The 15,227-nt window shown below is 60.7% G+C and carries 17 protein-coding genes; 13 read left to right on the forward strand and 4 right to left on the reverse strand.

Going from position 1 to position 15,227, the window contains the following annotated elements; translation table 11 throughout:
* Window positions 1-28 precede the first annotated feature (28 nt).
* The 4 genes from ACI2I1_RS12575 (at window position 29) to ACI2I1_RS12590 (ending at window position 4,607) form a co-directional block, all read left to right on the forward strand.
* Window positions 29-916: a UDP-2,3-diacylglucosamine diphosphatase gene (locus tag ACI2I1_RS12575; RefSeq protein ID WP_404679383.1), complete on the forward strand. Its 888-nt coding sequence runs from the start codon at window positions 29-31 to the stop codon at window positions 914-916.
* Between the two features lie 86 nt (window positions 917-1,002).
* Window positions 1,003-1,986: a glycosyltransferase family 4 protein gene (locus ACI2I1_RS12580; RefSeq protein ID WP_404679384.1), complete on the forward strand. Its 984-nt coding sequence runs from the start codon at window positions 1,003-1,005 to the stop codon at window positions 1,984-1,986.
* Between the two features lie 135 nt (window positions 1,987-2,121).
* Complete coding sequence (locus ACI2I1_RS12585; protein ID WP_221543756.1) at window positions 2,122-2,844, forward strand: DUF1013 domain-containing protein; 723 nt, start codon at window positions 2,122-2,124, stop codon at window positions 2,842-2,844.
* Window positions 2,845-2,936: 92 nt separating this feature from the next.
* Window positions 2,937-4,607: a long-chain fatty acid--CoA ligase gene (locus ACI2I1_RS12590; protein WP_404679385.1), complete on the forward strand. Its 1,671-nt coding sequence runs from the start codon at window positions 2,937-2,939 to the stop codon at window positions 4,605-4,607.
* A 103-nt stretch (window positions 4,608-4,710) separates the two neighbouring features.
* Here ACI2I1_RS12590 and ACI2I1_RS12595 read toward each other — a convergent pair whose 3' ends face one another.
* Together ACI2I1_RS12595 and ACI2I1_RS12600 are read right to left on the reverse strand one after the other, a co-directional pair.
* On the reverse strand, window positions 4,711-5,103 hold the full coding sequence (locus ACI2I1_RS12595) for a polymer-forming cytoskeletal protein (RefSeq protein ID WP_404679386.1): 393 nt from the start codon (window positions 5,101-5,103) through the stop codon (window positions 4,711-4,713).
* 19 nt (window positions 5,104-5,122) lie between these two features.
* On the reverse strand, window positions 5,123-6,301 hold the full coding sequence (locus tag ACI2I1_RS12600; RefSeq protein ID WP_221543753.1) for a M23 family metallopeptidase: 1,179 nt from the start codon (window positions 6,299-6,301) through the stop codon (window positions 5,123-5,125).
* A gap of 237 nt (window positions 6,302-6,538) precedes the next feature.
* Here ACI2I1_RS12600 and ACI2I1_RS12605 point away from each other — a divergent pair, with 237 nt between their 5' ends.
* From ACI2I1_RS12605 to wecB, 9 genes are all read left to right on the forward strand, one after another.
* Window positions 6,539-7,198 carry a nicotinate-nucleotide adenylyltransferase gene (locus ACI2I1_RS12605; protein WP_404679387.1) on the forward strand — a complete coding sequence of 220 codons (660 nt, stop codon included), beginning with the start codon at window positions 6,539-6,541 and terminating at the stop codon, window positions 7,196-7,198.
* Between the two features lie 129 nt (window positions 7,199-7,327).
* The gene (gene rsfS / locus ACI2I1_RS12610) at window positions 7,328-7,687 is read left to right on the forward strand and encodes a ribosome silencing factor (protein ID WP_224812833.1); all 360 of its coding nucleotides are present in this window, start codon (window positions 7,328-7,330) and stop codon (window positions 7,685-7,687) included.
* Between the two features lie 100 nt (window positions 7,688-7,787).
* Entirely contained in the window at window positions 7,788-8,210 is a 423-nt protein-coding gene (locus ACI2I1_RS12615; RefSeq protein ID WP_404679388.1) for a 23S rRNA (pseudouridine(1915)-N(3))-methyltransferase RlmH, read from the forward strand.
* Between the two features lie 18 nt (window positions 8,211-8,228).
* Complete coding sequence (locus tag ACI2I1_RS12620) at window positions 8,229-9,401, forward strand: murein hydrolase activator EnvC family protein (protein ID WP_404679389.1); 1,173 nt, start codon at window positions 8,229-8,231, stop codon at window positions 9,399-9,401.
* 117 nt (window positions 9,402-9,518) lie between these two features.
* A complete protein-coding gene (locus ACI2I1_RS12625) occupies window positions 9,519-10,859 on the forward strand; it encodes a S41 family peptidase (RefSeq protein WP_404679390.1) in 1,341 nt (446 codons plus the stop codon).
* A gap of 22 nt (window positions 10,860-10,881) precedes the next feature.
* Window positions 10,882-11,361 (forward strand): disulfide bond formation protein B, encoded by a 480-nt coding sequence (locus tag ACI2I1_RS12630; RefSeq protein ID WP_404679659.1) that lies wholly within the window; start codon window positions 10,882-10,884, stop codon window positions 11,359-11,361.
* Window positions 11,358-11,903: a demethoxyubiquinone hydroxylase family protein gene (locus tag ACI2I1_RS12635; protein WP_224812838.1), complete on the forward strand. Its 546-nt coding sequence runs from the start codon at window positions 11,358-11,360 to the stop codon at window positions 11,901-11,903. Before ACI2I1_RS12630 ends, ACI2I1_RS12635 begins: the two co-directional genes overlap by 4 nt.
* Before the next feature lie 104 nt (window positions 11,904-12,007).
* Window positions 12,008-12,595, forward strand: a complete 588-nt coding sequence (locus tag ACI2I1_RS12640) for a hypothetical protein (RefSeq protein WP_404679391.1) — start codon at window positions 12,008-12,010, stop codon at window positions 12,593-12,595.
* A 41-nt stretch (window positions 12,596-12,636) separates the two neighbouring features.
* A complete protein-coding gene (gene wecB / locus ACI2I1_RS12645; protein ID WP_404679392.1) occupies window positions 12,637-13,761 on the forward strand; it encodes a non-hydrolyzing UDP-N-acetylglucosamine 2-epimerase in 1,125 nt (374 codons plus the stop codon).
* A 10-nt stretch (window positions 13,762-13,771) separates the two neighbouring features.
* On the opposite strand, the gene ACI2I1_RS12650 is transcribed toward wecB, so the two are convergent.
* Window positions 13,772-14,170, reverse strand: coding sequence for a GFA family protein (locus ACI2I1_RS12650; protein WP_404679393.1), 399 nt, complete (start codon window positions 14,168-14,170; stop codon window positions 13,772-13,774).
* A 58-nt stretch (window positions 14,171-14,228) separates the two neighbouring features.
* Window positions 14,229-15,227, reverse strand: coding sequence for an NAD-dependent epimerase/dehydratase family protein (locus ACI2I1_RS12655; RefSeq protein WP_404679394.1), 999 nt, complete (start codon window positions 15,225-15,227; stop codon window positions 14,229-14,231).

Consider the following 15,227-nt stretch of genomic DNA (forward strand, 5'->3'; position numbering starts at 1 on the left):
ATTTCCCGAGAGCTTCGGGGGATTACCCATGACCGAACTGCCGAAAGACCTTTCCGACTTTCCCAACGTCGCGGGCTTCCCGCTCGTCCAGCCGTCGGTACCCGAACGCCTCATCGGCGAGCGGCGTAAATATCGCGCCATATGGATCAGTGACGTGCACCTCGGGACGAAGGGCTGCAATGCGGAACTGCTGATCGATTTTCTCGACCATACCGATAGCGACACGATGTATCTCGTAGGCGATATTATCGATGGCTGGCGGCTCAAGAAGAAGGTTTATTGGCCGGCGGAACACAATGATATTGTGTGGCGCATTCTGAAGCGGGCGCGCCGCGGGACCCGCATCGTCTATATTCCCGGCAATCATGACGAAATGATCCGTCCGTTCTCGGGCATGAATTTCGGCGGGGTCGAGATAGCGCGCGCGGCCTTTCACGATACGGTCGACGGCAGGCGCCTGCTGGTGCTTCACGGCGACGAATTCGACACCATTATGCTCGCGCACCGTTGGCTCGCCTTCGTCGGTGATGCTCTTTATCACATGATGATGAAGCTCAACGGCTGGGTGGCCAGCGTCCGCAAGCTGCTCGGCCTGCCTTATTGGTCGATCAGCAAGGCCGCCAAGCACAAGGTGAAGAACGCCGTCGAATTCATCTCCAAATACGAGGAGGTGGTGGCGCGCGCCGCAGGGGAGCGTGGTGTCGACGGGGTGGTGTGCGGGCACATCCATACCGCTGAAATTCGCGAGTTCTCCCACGAGGGCAAAACCGTTTCCTACTACAATGACGGGGATTGGGTGGAAGGATGCAACGCATTGGTCGAGCATTTCGATGGCACGATGGAGCTGCTGCACTGGCCGGACGAGGTCGCCGCACGGCAAGTCCGGGATGCTGGAAGAGAGCGGGCAGCCGCGTGATCCCGGCCGACGCCGGCACCTTCATCTCTTCCGCCCCCCGAAGTTTGAAGCGCATTGCGCTCGTCACTGACGCCTGGGCACCACAGATGAACGGGGTGGTCCGTACGCTGACGACCACTTGCGAATTGCTTAGAGAGCATGGGCATGAAGTCCTCGTGCTGTCGCCGGACCAGTTCATGTCCCTCCCGTGCCCGACCTACCCCGAAATCCGTCTGGCCTTCGGGCGACCGGGTGCAATCTCCGCCAAGCTGCGCGAATTCGGACCCGACGCAATTCATATCGCGACCGAGGGGCCTTTGGGTCTAGCCGCAAGGCGCTATTGTCAGCGGGCGGGAGTTCCCTTCACGACTGCCTATCACACGCAGTTTCCAGATTACGTTGCGAAACGCACGAGGCTCCCGGCGAGCTGGTTCTGGCGCTACATCGAATGGTTCCATGGCGCATCGCGCCGTATTCTCGTTGCCACGGAGAGCATTCGGGAGGAACTGAGAACTCACGGGCTGACCCGCCTGCATCACTGGACACGCGGTGTGGATATGGCCTGTTTCGATCCCGCTGCGCCCGTACCGCCGGAATACGCCGACCTTCCTCGGCCAATCCAGCTTTATGTGGGACGCGTCGCCGTCGAAAAGAATATCGAAGCCTTTCTCGACGCCGGCCATCCCGGCAGCAAAGTGGTCGTCGGTGACGGTCCCGCTCTGGAAAGCCTGCGCGCACGCTATCCTGAAACGGTGTTCCTCGGGCGCAAGAGTGGGCGGGAGCTGGCTGGATGCTATGCTGGAGCGGACGTATTCGTTTTCCCCAGCAGAACCGATACCTTCGGACTGGTCATGATCGAATCCCTGGCATGCGGCACACCGGTCGCTGCATTTCCCGTCGCAGGGCCTCAGGATATCGTTATCGATGCAGTCGGCGCCCTGTCGGAAGATCTCGACCGTGCGATAGATGCAGCGCTCTATTGTGACCGCAACGCTTGCGCCGAATACGGAGCGAAATTCAGCTGGGCGGCGGCTACCAACCAGTTCCTTGCCGGGCTGGCCGCTTTCGACGCGGAGCCCGCGACAGGCTGACAGAATCGTTCGCCCCAGAAGGCAGTATGTTCTACTTGCTTGCCGAATCCGCCCATTTCACCTACATGGTAAGGGCAACGGCCGCTCCGAGAGGGGCGGCCCTTCTATTTTACGATTACGAGAAAAGGCACTTTCATGGCCGACCAACCCACCCCGCTGATGCCCCATGCGACTGCCACCTGGCTGGTCGACAATACCGGGCTCACCTTCGAGCAGATCGCCGAATTCTGCGGCCTCCACATCCTCGAAGTGCAGGCCATGGCGGATGACCTTGCCGGCAGCAAATATACCGGTCGCGACCCGCTGCATTCAGGGGAACTGACGCAGGACGAGATCGCCAAGGGCGAGAAGGACAGCGACTATCGCCTCAAGATGCAGCGCGCGCCTGTCGCCGTCAGCCGCACCAAGGGCCCGCGCTACACGCCTGTATCCAAGCGTCAGGACAAGCCGGACGGCATCGCGTGGCTTATCCGTAATCACCCCGAAGTTTCGGATGCGCAGATTTCGAAGCTGATCGGCACGACGCGCAACACCATCGGTGCGATCCGTGAGCGCAGTCACTGGAACATCCAGAACATCCAACCCAAGGATCCCGTAACGCTCGGCCTTTGTTCGCAGCGTGAACTGGATGCGGTCGTCGCGAAGGCAGCGAAGAATCTGCCCGTTTCGGACGAAGAACAGGCACCTGTCGCTGCCAGCGGCACCAGCGATCGCGAAAAGCTGATCGAGGAATTGCGCGCCGAGCGCGACGCCAACGAAAAGGCGGCGGCCGAGGCGGCTCAGGAAGCCGAAGCGGAAGCATGGCTCACAGCCAAGCGCGCGGCAGAGAAAGCGGGCGAGGGCGCGCCCGAAGTCTGATCGAACGCACCCAATTGCAAAGGGCGTGAAAGGCGGCTGCTTTTCACGCCCTTTTTGCTTGCGTTTGCGAATGGATCAGCCATGCTATTGACATGGATGTTAGTAACTACACTTATAACCATCCCACGCCTTGGGACGAGAAATTCGAAGAGAAAAGTTTGCCCGATTTCCTGGCGCAGACCGTTGCAAAAGCGCCGGACGCGCCATTCCTGCATTTTCTCGGCCGTACTTTCTCTTATCGCGATATTTATGAAGAAGCCCGAAGCTTTGCCGCAGGGCTGATTGCGAAGGGGATAGGGCCCGGCGATCGGGTCGGTCTCTTCCTGCCAAATGTGCCCATCTACGCTTCTGCCTATTATGGCGCCATGATGGCGGGTGCCGTCGTGGTGAATTTCTCGCCGCTTTACACGGTAGAAGAACTCGCCTGGCAGGTCGCCGATTCCGGAACGCGCCTGCTGGTTACTCTCGACGTACCGGAGCTATACGCGACCGCGTCGAGCGTGCTCGAGGAATCTCAGCTGGAGACTCTCGTCGTCGGTTCGCTGGCGGACATGCTGCCGTGGTACAAGGGGCTCGCGCTAAGCACCCTGAGTCGCAGCAAGATCGCGAAGGTCGGTTATTCGCGTAAAATTCTGGGTTGGAAAGATGTATTGGGAAGCAGCCAAGGCGTGCATTTCCCTGAAATCGACGCCGCGAACGATATAGCGCTGCTTCAATACACCGGAGGAACCACAGGCCGCCCCAAAGGCGCTATGCTCGGCCATTCGCAGCTGGCGATTAATGCCCAGCAGGTGGCAGGTCTCAATCCGTTCGGAAATCCTACCGCTGAAGTATTCATGGGGGCGCTGCCGTTCTTCCATGTTTTTGCGAACACCGCCCTGCTCAACCATGCCATGGTGACCGGCGCGTCCATTGCCATGGTGCCCCGGTTTGAGGCCGGGCAGGTGCTGGCGACGATCGAGAAATACAAAGCCACTGGTTTTCCCGGTGTGCCCACCATGTTTCAGGCACTTCTCGACCATCCCAAACTTAAAAAGACCGATATCTCCTCACTGAGAGTATGCATATCGGGCGGGGCGCCCATGCCCGCACCAGTCCATACCAAATTTGAAGAAGTGACCGGAGTACGCGTGGTCGAAGGGTACGGTCTCACTGAAAGTTCCGGTGTGGTGTCTGCCAATCCCTATGAAGGGGTTCGGAAAAAAGGCACTATCGGACAGCTCATCATGGGGACCGAAGTCATCTTTCTCGACAAGGAACATCCGGAAAAACTCGCAGCTCCGGGAGAACCTGGCGAACTGGCGGTCCATGGCCCGCAGATCATGCGCGGGTATTGGAACAAGCCGGATACCGGAAACGATACTTTCGTCATGAGAGAAGGCAAGAAGTGGCTGCGCACCGGCGATGTCGCCGTGATGGACGATGAAGGCTTTCTGGAGATCGTCGATCGGATCAAGGACATGATCGCCGTCGGAGGCTTCAAGGTCTTCCCGAGCCAGGTCGAGGATGTCCTGCTCGAACATGTAGCGGTCAAGGAAGTCCTCGTTATCGGCCAGCCGGACGATTATCGAGGCGAAAGCCCATATGCCTATGTCGTCCTGCATCCCGGTGCGACCGAGACCGCCGACCAATTGCGTGACTGGCTCAATTCCCGAATTGGCAAGCATGAACGTGTGGAGCAGGTCGTGCTGCGTAAAGATTTGCCGAAGACCATGATCGGAAAGCTCGACCGCAAGGCGCTAAGGGCAGAAGTGCTCGGCTGAACCGGACGACGCTGTTGCGTCCGCCCCTGTATCACATCCAGGAAAAACAAAAGGCCGCCCTGCGTGTGCAGGAGCGGCCTTTTCTTAAACTATAAAACTTCCTTCAGTTTGCCAGCTGAAGCTCAGGCTTGGCTTCGGCCTCGGGCGCAGACTGCTTCGTATTCCGCTTGGGATCGCGATGGGCAAACCGGCCCTCGACTTGCGCGCCCTGCTCGATCGTAAGCGCGTCGTAAAAGACGTCGCCGGTAATCTTTGCGGTTTTCAGAATGACGAGCTCACGCGCGGTGATCGAACCTTCCACCGTACCCGCGAGGCGTGCGGTTTCTGCTTCGACTGCGCCGGTCACCGTGCTGCTTTCTCCCTGAACGAGGCTGGTGCAGCTGATATCGCCATCCACGTCCCCGTCGATATGCAGATCGGCAGAGGCCTTGATGTCGCCCTTGATGGAGAGATCCGAACCAAGGACGGAAAAGGTTGAATTATTCTTGGAAGCCATCGCAGCGCTGCGTCCTGGATTAGTGGGAATTGTCGTCGAGCTCTGGGGCTCGGCGGATTTCTTCGAGAACATTAGGAGCTGTCTCCAGGAAGGTTCGGGGATTCACGGCCCGGCCATTGATGCGGACCTCGAAGTGAAGGTGCGGGCCGGTCGAACGCCCGGTGCTGCCAATGGCGCCAATCGTGTTGCCAGCCTCGACCTGATCGCCAACCTTGGCGCTGAATTTCGACATATGGGCATAGCGGGTCATCAGACCATTGCCGTGGGTGATCTCGATCGTCTTGCCGTAGCCACCTTTCCAGCCGACAAAGCTCACACGGCCCTTGGCTGCCGAATAGATCGGCGTGCCCACGGCGCCGCGGAAGTCCAGGCCCTTGTGCATGGCCGCCCGGCGGTTGAACGGGTCGCGGCGATAGCCGAAGCCTGAGGAAATGAGGTCCCTGCGGGCAGGAGCAAACTGCGGAACGCCTTCAAGCGCCTGCTCAAGCGCGGACATCCGTGCCATGGAAAGGCCCAGACGTTCGAAACGCGGATCGATCTTGCCGTCCGCATCGGTGGCGAGCCCTTCGAGCGGACCACCCATCGCTTGCTGTTCGGAACGGCGGATCACAGCGTCGGGATTGAGTTCGAGTTTCTTGAGGGCAGCGGCTGCACGTTTCGCGCGCCAGTCTGCATAGCGGGTGAGGCCTTCGACAACCGCCAGTTGGCGGGCTTCGATGCGGGCGAGCCCGGTGGCCTGCGGAAATGCTGCGCTGACCTTTTCGACCGTAGCTGCCGCCTCGCCTGAGGAATCGCTCACGTTCTCGATCTTCATGTCGGCGGGCAGAAGTTCCGCGACGCCTTCGATGAATTCCATGCGGCGATCGAGATCACTGCTAACGGCTTCCAGATTGTCGCCGTAAGCGGCAAGACGCTCTTCCGAAGTTGCAACACGCGCTTCGCGGCTAAGGAGGCTGTCCCGGTCGGCGCTCGCGCTGTACTGGGCCCATCCGGCCACAGCCATCGATGCTGCCCAGACCAGCACGATCAAGGCGGCGGTCGCCGCAGCGGCCTTTTGCACGCCGGAAGATATGGTGATGAAACGCACCTGCCCCTGCGACCGCATAAAAAATTCGCGATCCGGAAACCACGCGTCGATGCGGCTTTTCCAGCCGCGGTGTAATTGCTTGTTATCCAAGACGACCCGTCCCTTGGTCATTAGTCCCTGGAAACTCGCTACGCGCAAATCCTTACGAAATCGAATCCGGTTCCCATGGAATCCATGAGTTGAGCGTTCGGCGGGGTGAGCCGTTGTCCGATGGGCCAAGTGAGCAGGCACCCATCCGTTTGTGGGTCGTGGAAGGACCCGTGATTGACGTAATTGCCCTGACAGCCGCCGGAGCAGGTGCTAGCTCAGCCAGATGCTGCAATCCGAAAAACGCGATTCGTAAGTACGGTGGTCTACGCCAAAATCGGCTTGCTTGGCGGCAGCTTTAATCCTGCCCACGGTGGGCACCGACGCATCTCGCTTTTCGCCCTTGAAGCGCTTGGGCTGGACGAAATCTGGTGGCTTGTGTCGCCGGGCAATCCGCTCAAGCCCAAGAAAGGAATGGCACCGCTTTCCGCACGCTTTCGTTCCGCAGTCGAGCAGGCGAAGCGGGCGCCGATCCGGGTCACTGCGATCGAGCGCCAGTTTCAAACGCGTTTCACCGTCGATACCCTCCGTGCGCTCACGCGTCGTTACCCGAAAAGAGAATTTGTCTGGCTGATGGGCTCCGACAATCTCGCGCAATTTCACCGCTGGCGTGACTGGAGGGGTATCGCGGAAACCATGCCGATTGCAGTCGTCGCGCGGCCGGGCTATGATGCTGCCGCTGTCGCAAGCCCCGCGATGGCCTGGCTCCGGCACTTTCGCGTGCCGCTCGCCAGCTTTCGACACGGGGGCGAATGGAGCGCACCGGCACTGGTGACATTGCGTTTCGATCCCGATCCGCGTTCGGCCACGGCAATACGCCGTGCCAACCCCGACTGGGCATCACGCCACGCCGGCAAGTCTCCGCGAGACCAGGTGACTCACCGCCTGATCGCGTCCGAAGGGGAAGCGGCCACGCAATGATGCGCGTTGCTCTTTCCCCGATGCTCCCTATCTCGGGGGCCTATCAATTCAGGAGTGATATAAACGCCTATGACTCAGGCGCATACAGATCCGGCTGCATCCGGAACGACAAGTGCGAAAATCGTTCGCATGACTGATGCCGACAAGCAGGAAATGCTCGACTTCGTCCTGAAGCAGCTCGATGACGATCAGGCCCAGGATGTGGTGACCATCGATCTCGGAGGCAAAAGTTCGATCGCAGATTACATGGTGATCGCTTCGGGTCGTTCGACTCGGCAGGTGGCCTCCATTGCTCAGAAGCTCGCGGAAAAACTGAAGCAGAACGGATATGGGCCGGTGAAGCTGGAAGGGCTTCCGGCTGCAGACTGGGTCTTGCTGGACGCAGGCGATATCGTCGTACACCTGTTCCGCCCGGAAGTGCGCAGCTTCTACAATCTCGAACGCATGTGGGCGTTTGGGGATGCTCCGCCAGTCGCAGGAACCGCGTAAGCAGCCATTGCCGATTAATCGACCGGCTGCACCGTTTGGCGCAGCCGTGCCGCGGGCGCACTCAAAAGGGCGAGAGCTGCGGAGAATCAGGGGCTAAGTCGTGCTTCTTCACATCATTGCACGAGGAAAAATCGCCCGGTCACCCGAGGCGGATCTCGTTGCGCGCTACGAGAAGCGCCTCACTTGGCCGGTCAAATTCACCGAGCTACCAGAAACGGGCGGGCGTATTCCCGATCCCCAAACCCCGTTGAAAACGGTTTTGCTGGACGAGCGAGGCAAAGATCTCCCTTCCGAAAGTCTCGCCGCAATTCTGGAAGGCTGGAGGGATGGGGGAATGCGCGAATGCCGCTTCATCCTCGGTGCTGCAGATGGCCATTCCGAGGCCGAGCGCGACGAGGCGGATTTGCTTCTGGCATTCGGCAAGGCCACTTGGCCCCACCTGCTGGCAAGGGCCATGCTGGCCGAGCAGCTTTACCGCGCAACGACCATTATCGCTGGCCATCCTTACCACCGCAGCGGATGATGGGAGGGATGTGACGTCATGAACCGGCCGCTCGTCATACTCGGATCGCTCACCGCGTTTGTTTTTCTGATTCAAGAGTTTACCCCAGTACCTGCACAATCGGTCGAGCGACGAAGCCAAACCGTCGAGGCGCGAAGGGCGCTCGACAGCGCACGCACTCAGCAACGCAGCGCCCGTCTTCGGGCAGAGCGACTGGAGGCCGAGATGGCGCGTGCCGAAGAGGCGTCGGCGACCGCCCGGAAAAAAGCTGCCGCGCTGGCGGCGCGCGTCCAGCAGGCAGAAGCGGCGGTAACGGCAGCTGAAGCAGAACTCGGCATGATCGAACAGCAAAGGCAACGTCTGGCCCGCGATCTTGCCACGCGAATCGAACCCGCAGCCGAATTGACTGCGGCTCTGGAGACTTTCAGCCGGCGCCCCCTCGTGCTTGCGGCACTGCAGCCGGGAAGTTTGCAGGACGTCGTGCATACACGGGCCATTCTGGGAAGCACGCTTCCCGACGTGCGGCGCCAGACGGCCAGCTTGCGGGCGAATATCGATCGGACGACTTCGCTTGCCGCCGACCGCGCCGAAATATTGGCGGAGCGCCGAAAGGCGCAAGGCGCGTTGGCGGTGCGGCGACGGAATCTGCTCGCCGCAGCAGAACAGGGCCGGGTGGTTGCAGAACAGGCGGCAGGCGGAATCGCTCGCGAACGCCGACGGGCCTTTGAACTGGCGCAGGAATCGCGCAGTCTGGATGCGTTAGTGCAGCGCCTTGAACTGACGACCGATCGAGATGGGGCGAATTCAAAGGCTGCCGCAGAAAACCCGCCGAGGAGTGCTGCAAGCAGTCCTTCCTCATACCTCATGCCTGTGGTCGGGCCTGTCATATCCCGCTTTGGCGAGACCACGGAAAGCGGGGCTAGGCGGGTCGGCATCTCCATCGCATCGCGGCCCCAGGGCCAGGTCGTCGCCCCAGCCGATGGCCGGGTGGCGTTTGCCGGAGACTATGACGGATACGGCCATATCGTCATCATGGATCACACCCAAGGCTGGACCAGCGTGCTGACAGGGCTGGGCAGCCTTGGCGTCGCGACCGGCCAGGAAGTATCGGCGGGATATCCTCTCGGCCTCGCACCATCGTCGCGCCCCGAAATCACATTTGAACTGCGCCGGAAAGGAAGGCCGGTCGATCCGCAGCGATACGCGCGCTGATCACCGGTTTTCCCGTCGCGGTCAGAAAAACTGTCGCGCGCCCGGCACTTTTCGGCTCATCTTCCATTCACGCACCATGCGCGATACACTTGCGCCAATGCCCGGAGACCAGATTACATGAAATTCGCCGCTTTTGCCCGCTCGGCTGCCCTTGTGACCGCTGTTGCACTTGTGCCTGCGACCACGGCTGGCCTGGCACGCGTGGAAGGCAGTGCTGGCCCGGAATTTTCCAAACTTTTCGCGGTTTATCAACGGGTGAAGGCGAGCTACGTAGAGCCGGTCGAGGATGATGTGCTGATCAATGGCGCGATCAGCGGCATGCTCGCCGCACTCGATCCGCATTCGGCCTATCTCGACGGTTCCGATCTTCAGCGGCTCGAGACGATGATCGACGGCAATTATTCGGGCCTTGGCCTGTCGGTTGTCGGTGAAGACGGTGCGGTAAAGATCATCTCGCCCTTCCGCGGCAGTCCGGCTGACAAGGCGGGAATCAAGGCCGGCGATTACATCACCCATATCGACGGCGAACTCATTTACGGGCTGGAACTCGATGAAGCGGTAGCGAGAATGCGCGGCAAGGCGGGCACATCGATCCGCCTTACCGTCTATCGCCCGGGCCGGGACGAACCATTCGATGTCGACGTCACGCGCGGCGTCATCGAACTCGAGCCGGTTACCTGGGAATTGCAGGATGGGAACATCGGCCACATCATGGTCAATGAATTCTCCCGCGATGTCGGTGCTGACGTCTTTGCCGCATGGAAGGATCTGCAAAGCCAAGCGACCGGGCGGCTCAATGGCCTCGTCCTCGATCTACGGTCCAATCCCGGCGGTTCGCTCGATGAAGCCGTGGCGTTGTCCGATCTCTTCCTGACCGACGGCCAGATCGTCTCGCAGCGCGGCCGGGCACGCGGGGAATCGATCAGCTATGATGCCGAAACGGTCTTCCGGGGAGATATTGCCGAAGGCCTTCCCATCGTTGTCCTGATCGACGCCGGATCCGCCTCCGCCAGCGAAATCGTCGCCGGGGCGCTCCAGGATCACCGCCGCGCCGTCGTCATGGGCGAGCGGAGCTTCGGCAAGGGCAGTGTTCAGTCGCTGCTGCCGCTGGGCAACGATGCCGCGCTCAAGCTCACGACGGCACGGTACTACACCCCCTCAGGCCATTCCGTGCAGGAAGGCGGCATCAAGCCCGATATCCGCGTCCCGCAGCTGTCCGATCCGGATCTCGCCAAGCGCAGCAAATTCACCATGCGGGAAAGCGATCTTCGCGGACATCTGATCAACGAATTGGGTATCAAGGACGAGGATCTGGAAAACGATACCCGAACCGATCCGCGGTTCCAGCTCACCGCAGAAGAACTCGAGCAAAAGGGAATCGAAGATTTCCAGCTGCATTATGCAGTCGAGACGCTGCGCAGGACCAGTCCCAACTCCGTTGCCAGTCGCCGGAAGTAAGGCTAGCCACTCGCTGGTGAAAATGACCGAAAGCCCGTATCTGCGCCTTGCTCAACGGACTGCGCTGGCCGTGCCTGCGCTTCTTCTCGCGGGCGCCTATGTATCGCAATATGTGTTCGGGCTTTATCCGTGCGAAATGTGCTGGTGGCAGCGCTGGCCCCATTTTGCCGCGGTTGCCTTGGCGCTGCTCTCGTTTTTCACCCCCCCCAAACGCCTGTGGGTTGCACTGGCGGCTGGCGGTATTCTGACTTCGGGCCTGATCGGCCTGTTTCATGCCGGGGTGGAATATGGTTGGTGGGAAGGCATCACGTCATGTGCCGCGATACCCCAGACCGATGACGGTCAAAGCGCGCTGGATGCGATCATGAATTCCCCCCTCGTGCGCTGTGACGAACCGGCGTGGACGCTCTTCGGGATCAGCCTGGCGGGTTTCAATTTCCTGATTTCTGCCGCGGCCAGCCTCTTCATCTTCAACCAGCTCCGAAAGGATCACCGCGCATGACCGATCAGCCGATAACCAGGGCTACTCCGCCGCATATCGCGCGCATGATCCGTGTCGATCAGGCCGGGGAATTCGGTGCGACCCGTATCTATGCCGGCCAGCTTGCCGTCATGGGTGACCGCGCGCCGGATTCCGCGGAAATCGCTGGCATGGCCGAGCAGGAAGCCGGGCATCGCGCAAAATTCGATGCGCTGATGGCGCGGCGTCGCGTCCGCCCCACCGCGCTTCAGCCTTTCTGGGACAAGGCAGGCTTCGCCCTTGGTGCGGCCACGGCCTTGATCGGCCCCGAGGCGGCAATGGCCTGCACCGCAGCCGTCGAAACCGAGATCGACCTTCATTATTCGCAGCAACTCGACCAGCTCGAGGCGACGAACGAAGATCCCGAACTCGCCCGCATGATCGAAGAGTTCCGCGAGGATGAGCGTGAGCACCGCGATGCCGCTCTGGCTGCCGGAGCGGAGCGCGCGCCGGGATATCCGGTCCTTTCCGGCCTGATCCGGCTCGGCTGCAAGGCTGCGATCAAGATTTCCGAACGGATATAGCGGGAACGCTTCTGCCCCCTGACTCGCTTCATTCACAGCGCCCGCTTCATGGACAGTTCACGCGGCGCGCTGCCTAATGCCGCTCACGCAATATTGAGGATCCGATGACCCGTTCCCTGCTCGCCCTTGCCGCCTTCGGCGCTGCCGCCATCGCTGGCCCCGCACAGGCGCAGACGCCTGTCGATACCGGCGATGAAAGCTACAATATGGTCATCGTCTATGGCGATGATGCCTGCCCCACCAGCGAGGATGGAACGATCGTGGTGTGTGCCCGCCAAGCGGAAAGCGAACGTTTCCGGATTCCGGAAAGCATGCGCTTCACCGATGGTCCGCAGGCCCAGAGCTGGGCAGAGCGTGTGGAGCAGCTGGAAATGGTGGGCTCTTTCGGAACGCTCTCCTGTTCGCCCGTCGGGGCAGGGGGCATGACCGGCTGTACCCAGGAAATGATCCGCAAGGCTTATGCGGACAAGGAAAATTCCAGCGCTGTCCGCTTCGGCGAAGTCATTGCCGCCGCGCGGGCGGATCGTCTGAGTACTATCGATGAAGATGCCGAGCGCACGCAAGAAGATGTCGAGATGATCGAGCGCGAATACATGCAGCGCCTCGAAGAGCAGCGCGATGCGCCCACTCCCGACGAGGAAGATCTGCCACAACCCGAAGCAAAAGTTGTTGCGGGCGACCCCGAAGGCTGAATTTCCTTTTCTAGTGAAGCTTTGTTTGTCAAAGCTTCCCCATGGACGGGCGCCGCATACTTACGATCTTCGGGACACGTCCCGAAGCGATCAAACTTTTTCCGCTGATCCACCTGTTGGATCGGGATGACCGGTTCGAGAGCCGCGTATGCGTGTCGGCGCAACATCGCGGCATGCTCGACCAGGTGTTGGATATCGCCGGGATCGATCCCCACCACGATTTGGATCTCATGACGGATGGGCAGTCGCTCGACGAACTGACCGCCAGGGCGCTGACCGGGATCGGCCGCGTTCTTGACCGGGAAAAGCCGGATTGGGTGGTGGTGCAAGGCGACACGACGACTGTCCTCGCGGGCGCTCTTGCCGCCTACTACCGCAAGATCGCTGTCTGCCATGTCGAGGCAGGGCTGCGCAGCGGCGACATTTACCAGCCATGGCCGGAGGAGGTGAACCGCCGCACGGTCGGGACTTTCGCCAAACTGCACTGCGCGCCTACCCAGACCAGTGCCGATGCCCTGCTGCGCGAAAATATCGATCCGGCAAGCGTTCATGTCACCGGCAACACCGTGATCGATGCACTTAAATGGGTGACGCAGCAGATCGATGCTCGACCCGAACTGGCGGCGGGGCTTTCGGATCTTGAGCAGCGGTTTGCCGCCAAGCGGATAATTGGGGTGACCAGCCACCGCCGCGAAAATTTCGGTGAGGGGATGCACGGTATTGCAAAGGCGATCAGGCGTCTGGCCTCACGCGGCGATTTGGCCTTCATTTTTCCTGTTCATCTCAACCCCAATGTGCGCGCGGTCATGAACGCGGAACTCGAAGGCCTCGACAATGTCGCTCTGATCGAACCGCTGGACTATCCGCATTTCGCCCGGTTGCTGGATATCAGCCATATGATGCTGACCGATAGCGGCGGGGTGCAGGAGGAAGCGCCGGCGCTCGGCAAGCCGGTGCTTGTCATGCGTGAAACGACCGAACGGCCCGAAGGCGTGGCTGCAGGGACGGCGCGCCTCGTCGGCACCGATGCCGAAACCATTGTGCGCGAGACCGAGCGTCTGCTCGACGATCCGGCCGCCTATGCTGCCATGGCGCGTGCCCACAATCCTTTCGGTGACGGAAACTCGGCCCAGCGGATCTGCGATCTGCTGGCGCATGCCAGCTGAAAAACTTTTTTCACGGCCCGGGGAAACGTTCGAACTCGGGCAGGCTGGCGAGCTCACGCATATAACCGAGCCGCTCCGCAGTCTGGATATGCACCGTTGGAGAATGGAGATGGGCATCGTCCAGCGTCGCAGACTGGATGTCGACGATGCCGGGAAGCATTTCCTCATTGATAAAATAGAGGCCGGTGCCGCAGGTCCCGCAAAAATGCCTCCACGAAGCACCGGAAGAGTTGAAGGCTGTCGCCTTCCCCTTCGTCACGCGGAATGTGTCGGAGGGGACGCCCAGCCACGCGGTAGCCGGAGCTCCGGAAGAAGCGCGGCAGTCGGCGCAATGACAGAGCGAATGATGGCCAGCTTCACCTGTTACTTCGTAGCGGATCTCACCGCATTGGCATCCACCCGTAAGCATAGGGATCTCCTCTTCCGTCAGAACATAAAAAGAACATAACGACTCGAGGGGATCGAAGTCAAACCCCGTGATACTCGCGGTACCACTCCACGAAGCGCGGAATGCCCTGCTCGATCGCCGTGGTCGGCTGGTACCCGATATCGCGCTGGATCGCGTCGATGTCGGCATAGGTTTTCTCGACATCGCCCGCCTGCATCGGCAGCAGTTCCACTTCGGCCTTGGTCCCGCAGGCCTGTTCGATCAGCTCGATCACCCGCGTCAGCTCCTCGCTGCGGTGATTGCCGATATTGTACAGCGCATGCGGCTTCATGCTGCCGCCAGCCTTCTGCGCCCCGTCGTCGGCGGGCGGGCTGTCCAGGCAAGCGACCACGCCGCTCACGATATCGTCGATGAAAGTGAAGTCGCGCCACATATCACCGTGGTTGAAGACCTTGATCGGGCGCCCGGACAGGATGGCGTCCGTGAACAGCCACAGCGCCATGTCCGGCCGGCCCCACGGCCCGTATACGGTGAAGAACCGGAGCCCGGTCAGCGGCACGCGGTAAAGATGGGCGTAGGTTTCGCTCATCAGCTCGTCGGACTTCTTCGTCGCGGCATAGAGCGAGACCGGATGCTCGGCCCGGTCCTCTACGGCGAAGGGCAGTTTGTCATTTCCGCCATAGACCGAAGAGGAACTGGCATAGACCATATGCGCCGTCCCGCGATGGCGTGCCACTTCGAGCAGGTTGAGGTGGCCCATCAGATTCGCCTCGACATAGGCGCGGGGATTTTCGATGCTGTAGCGCACACCGGCTTGCGCGCCGAGATGCACGATGCGGTCGAATTCCTCGCCATCGAGCGCTGCGGAAAGCTCTTCCCAGCGCGAAAAGTCGACTTTCTTGAAAGCGAATCTGGCTCCGGCTGCGGCTTCGACGCGGGCGACCCGGTCGTCCTTCAGCGAGACCTGGTAATAGTCGTTGAGACTGTCGATCCCGAGAACCTCGTCACCACGGGCGCACAGCCGCTCCGCTACCGCGGCGCCGATAAAGCCGGCCGCGCCGGTGACGAGGACGCGCAT

It is taken from the genome of Qipengyuania sp. NPDC077563, assembly GCF_044901345.1.
Classification (GTDB): Bacteria; Pseudomonadota; Alphaproteobacteria; order Sphingomonadales; family Sphingomonadaceae; genus Qipengyuania; species Qipengyuania aestuarii.

What these genes read in the sequence shown, in the direction of transcription:
- ACI2I1_RS12630 (WP_404679659.1), top strand. Translation starts at nt 10,882, where the DNA reads ATGACCGAAAGCCCGTATCTGCGCCTTGCTCAACGGACTGCGCTGGCC.
- ACI2I1_RS12655 (WP_404679394.1), bottom strand. Translation starts at nt 15,227, where the DNA reads ATGCGCGTCCTCGTCACCGGCGCGGCCGGCTTTATCGGCGCCGCGGTA.
- ACI2I1_RS12575 (WP_404679383.1), top strand. Translation starts at nt 29, where the DNA reads ATGACCGAACTGCCGAAAGACCTTTCCGACTTTCCCAACGTCGCGGGC.
- ACI2I1_RS12595 (WP_404679386.1), bottom strand. Translation starts at nt 5,103, where the DNA reads ATGGCTTCCAAGAATAATTCAACCTTTTCCGTCCTTGGTTCGGATCTC.
- ACI2I1_RS12585 (WP_221543756.1), top strand. Translation starts at nt 2,122, where the DNA reads ATGGCCGACCAACCCACCCCGCTGATGCCCCATGCGACTGCCACCTGG.
- ACI2I1_RS12640 (WP_404679391.1), top strand. Translation starts at nt 12,008, where the DNA reads ATGACCCGTTCCCTGCTCGCCCTTGCCGCCTTCGGCGCTGCCGCCATC.
- ACI2I1_RS12625 (WP_404679390.1), top strand. Translation starts at nt 9,519, where the DNA reads ATGAAATTCGCCGCTTTTGCCCGCTCGGCTGCCCTTGTGACCGCTGTT.
- ACI2I1_RS12620 (WP_404679389.1), top strand. Translation starts at nt 8,229, where the DNA reads ATGAACCGGCCGCTCGTCATACTCGGATCGCTCACCGCGTTTGTTTTT.
- ACI2I1_RS12600 (WP_221543753.1), bottom strand. Translation starts at nt 6,301, where the DNA reads ATGACCAAGGGACGGGTCGTCTTGGATAACAAGCAATTACACCGCGGC.
- wecB (WP_404679392.1), top strand. Translation starts at nt 12,637, where the DNA reads ATGGACGGGCGCCGCATACTTACGATCTTCGGGACACGTCCCGAAGCG.
- rsfS (WP_224812833.1), top strand. Translation starts at nt 7,328, where the DNA reads ATGACTGATGCCGACAAGCAGGAAATGCTCGACTTCGTCCTGAAGCAG.
- ACI2I1_RS12650 (WP_404679393.1), bottom strand. Translation starts at nt 14,170, where the DNA reads ATGCTTACGGGTGGATGCCAATGCGGTGAGATCCGCTACGAAGTAACA.
- ACI2I1_RS12635 (WP_224812838.1), top strand. Translation starts at nt 11,358, where the DNA reads ATGACCGATCAGCCGATAACCAGGGCTACTCCGCCGCATATCGCGCGC.
- ACI2I1_RS12580 (WP_404679384.1), top strand. Translation starts at nt 1,003, where the DNA reads ATGAACGGGGTGGTCCGTACGCTGACGACCACTTGCGAATTGCTTAGA.
- ACI2I1_RS12590 (WP_404679385.1), top strand. Translation starts at nt 2,937, where the DNA reads ATGGATGTTAGTAACTACACTTATAACCATCCCACGCCTTGGGACGAG.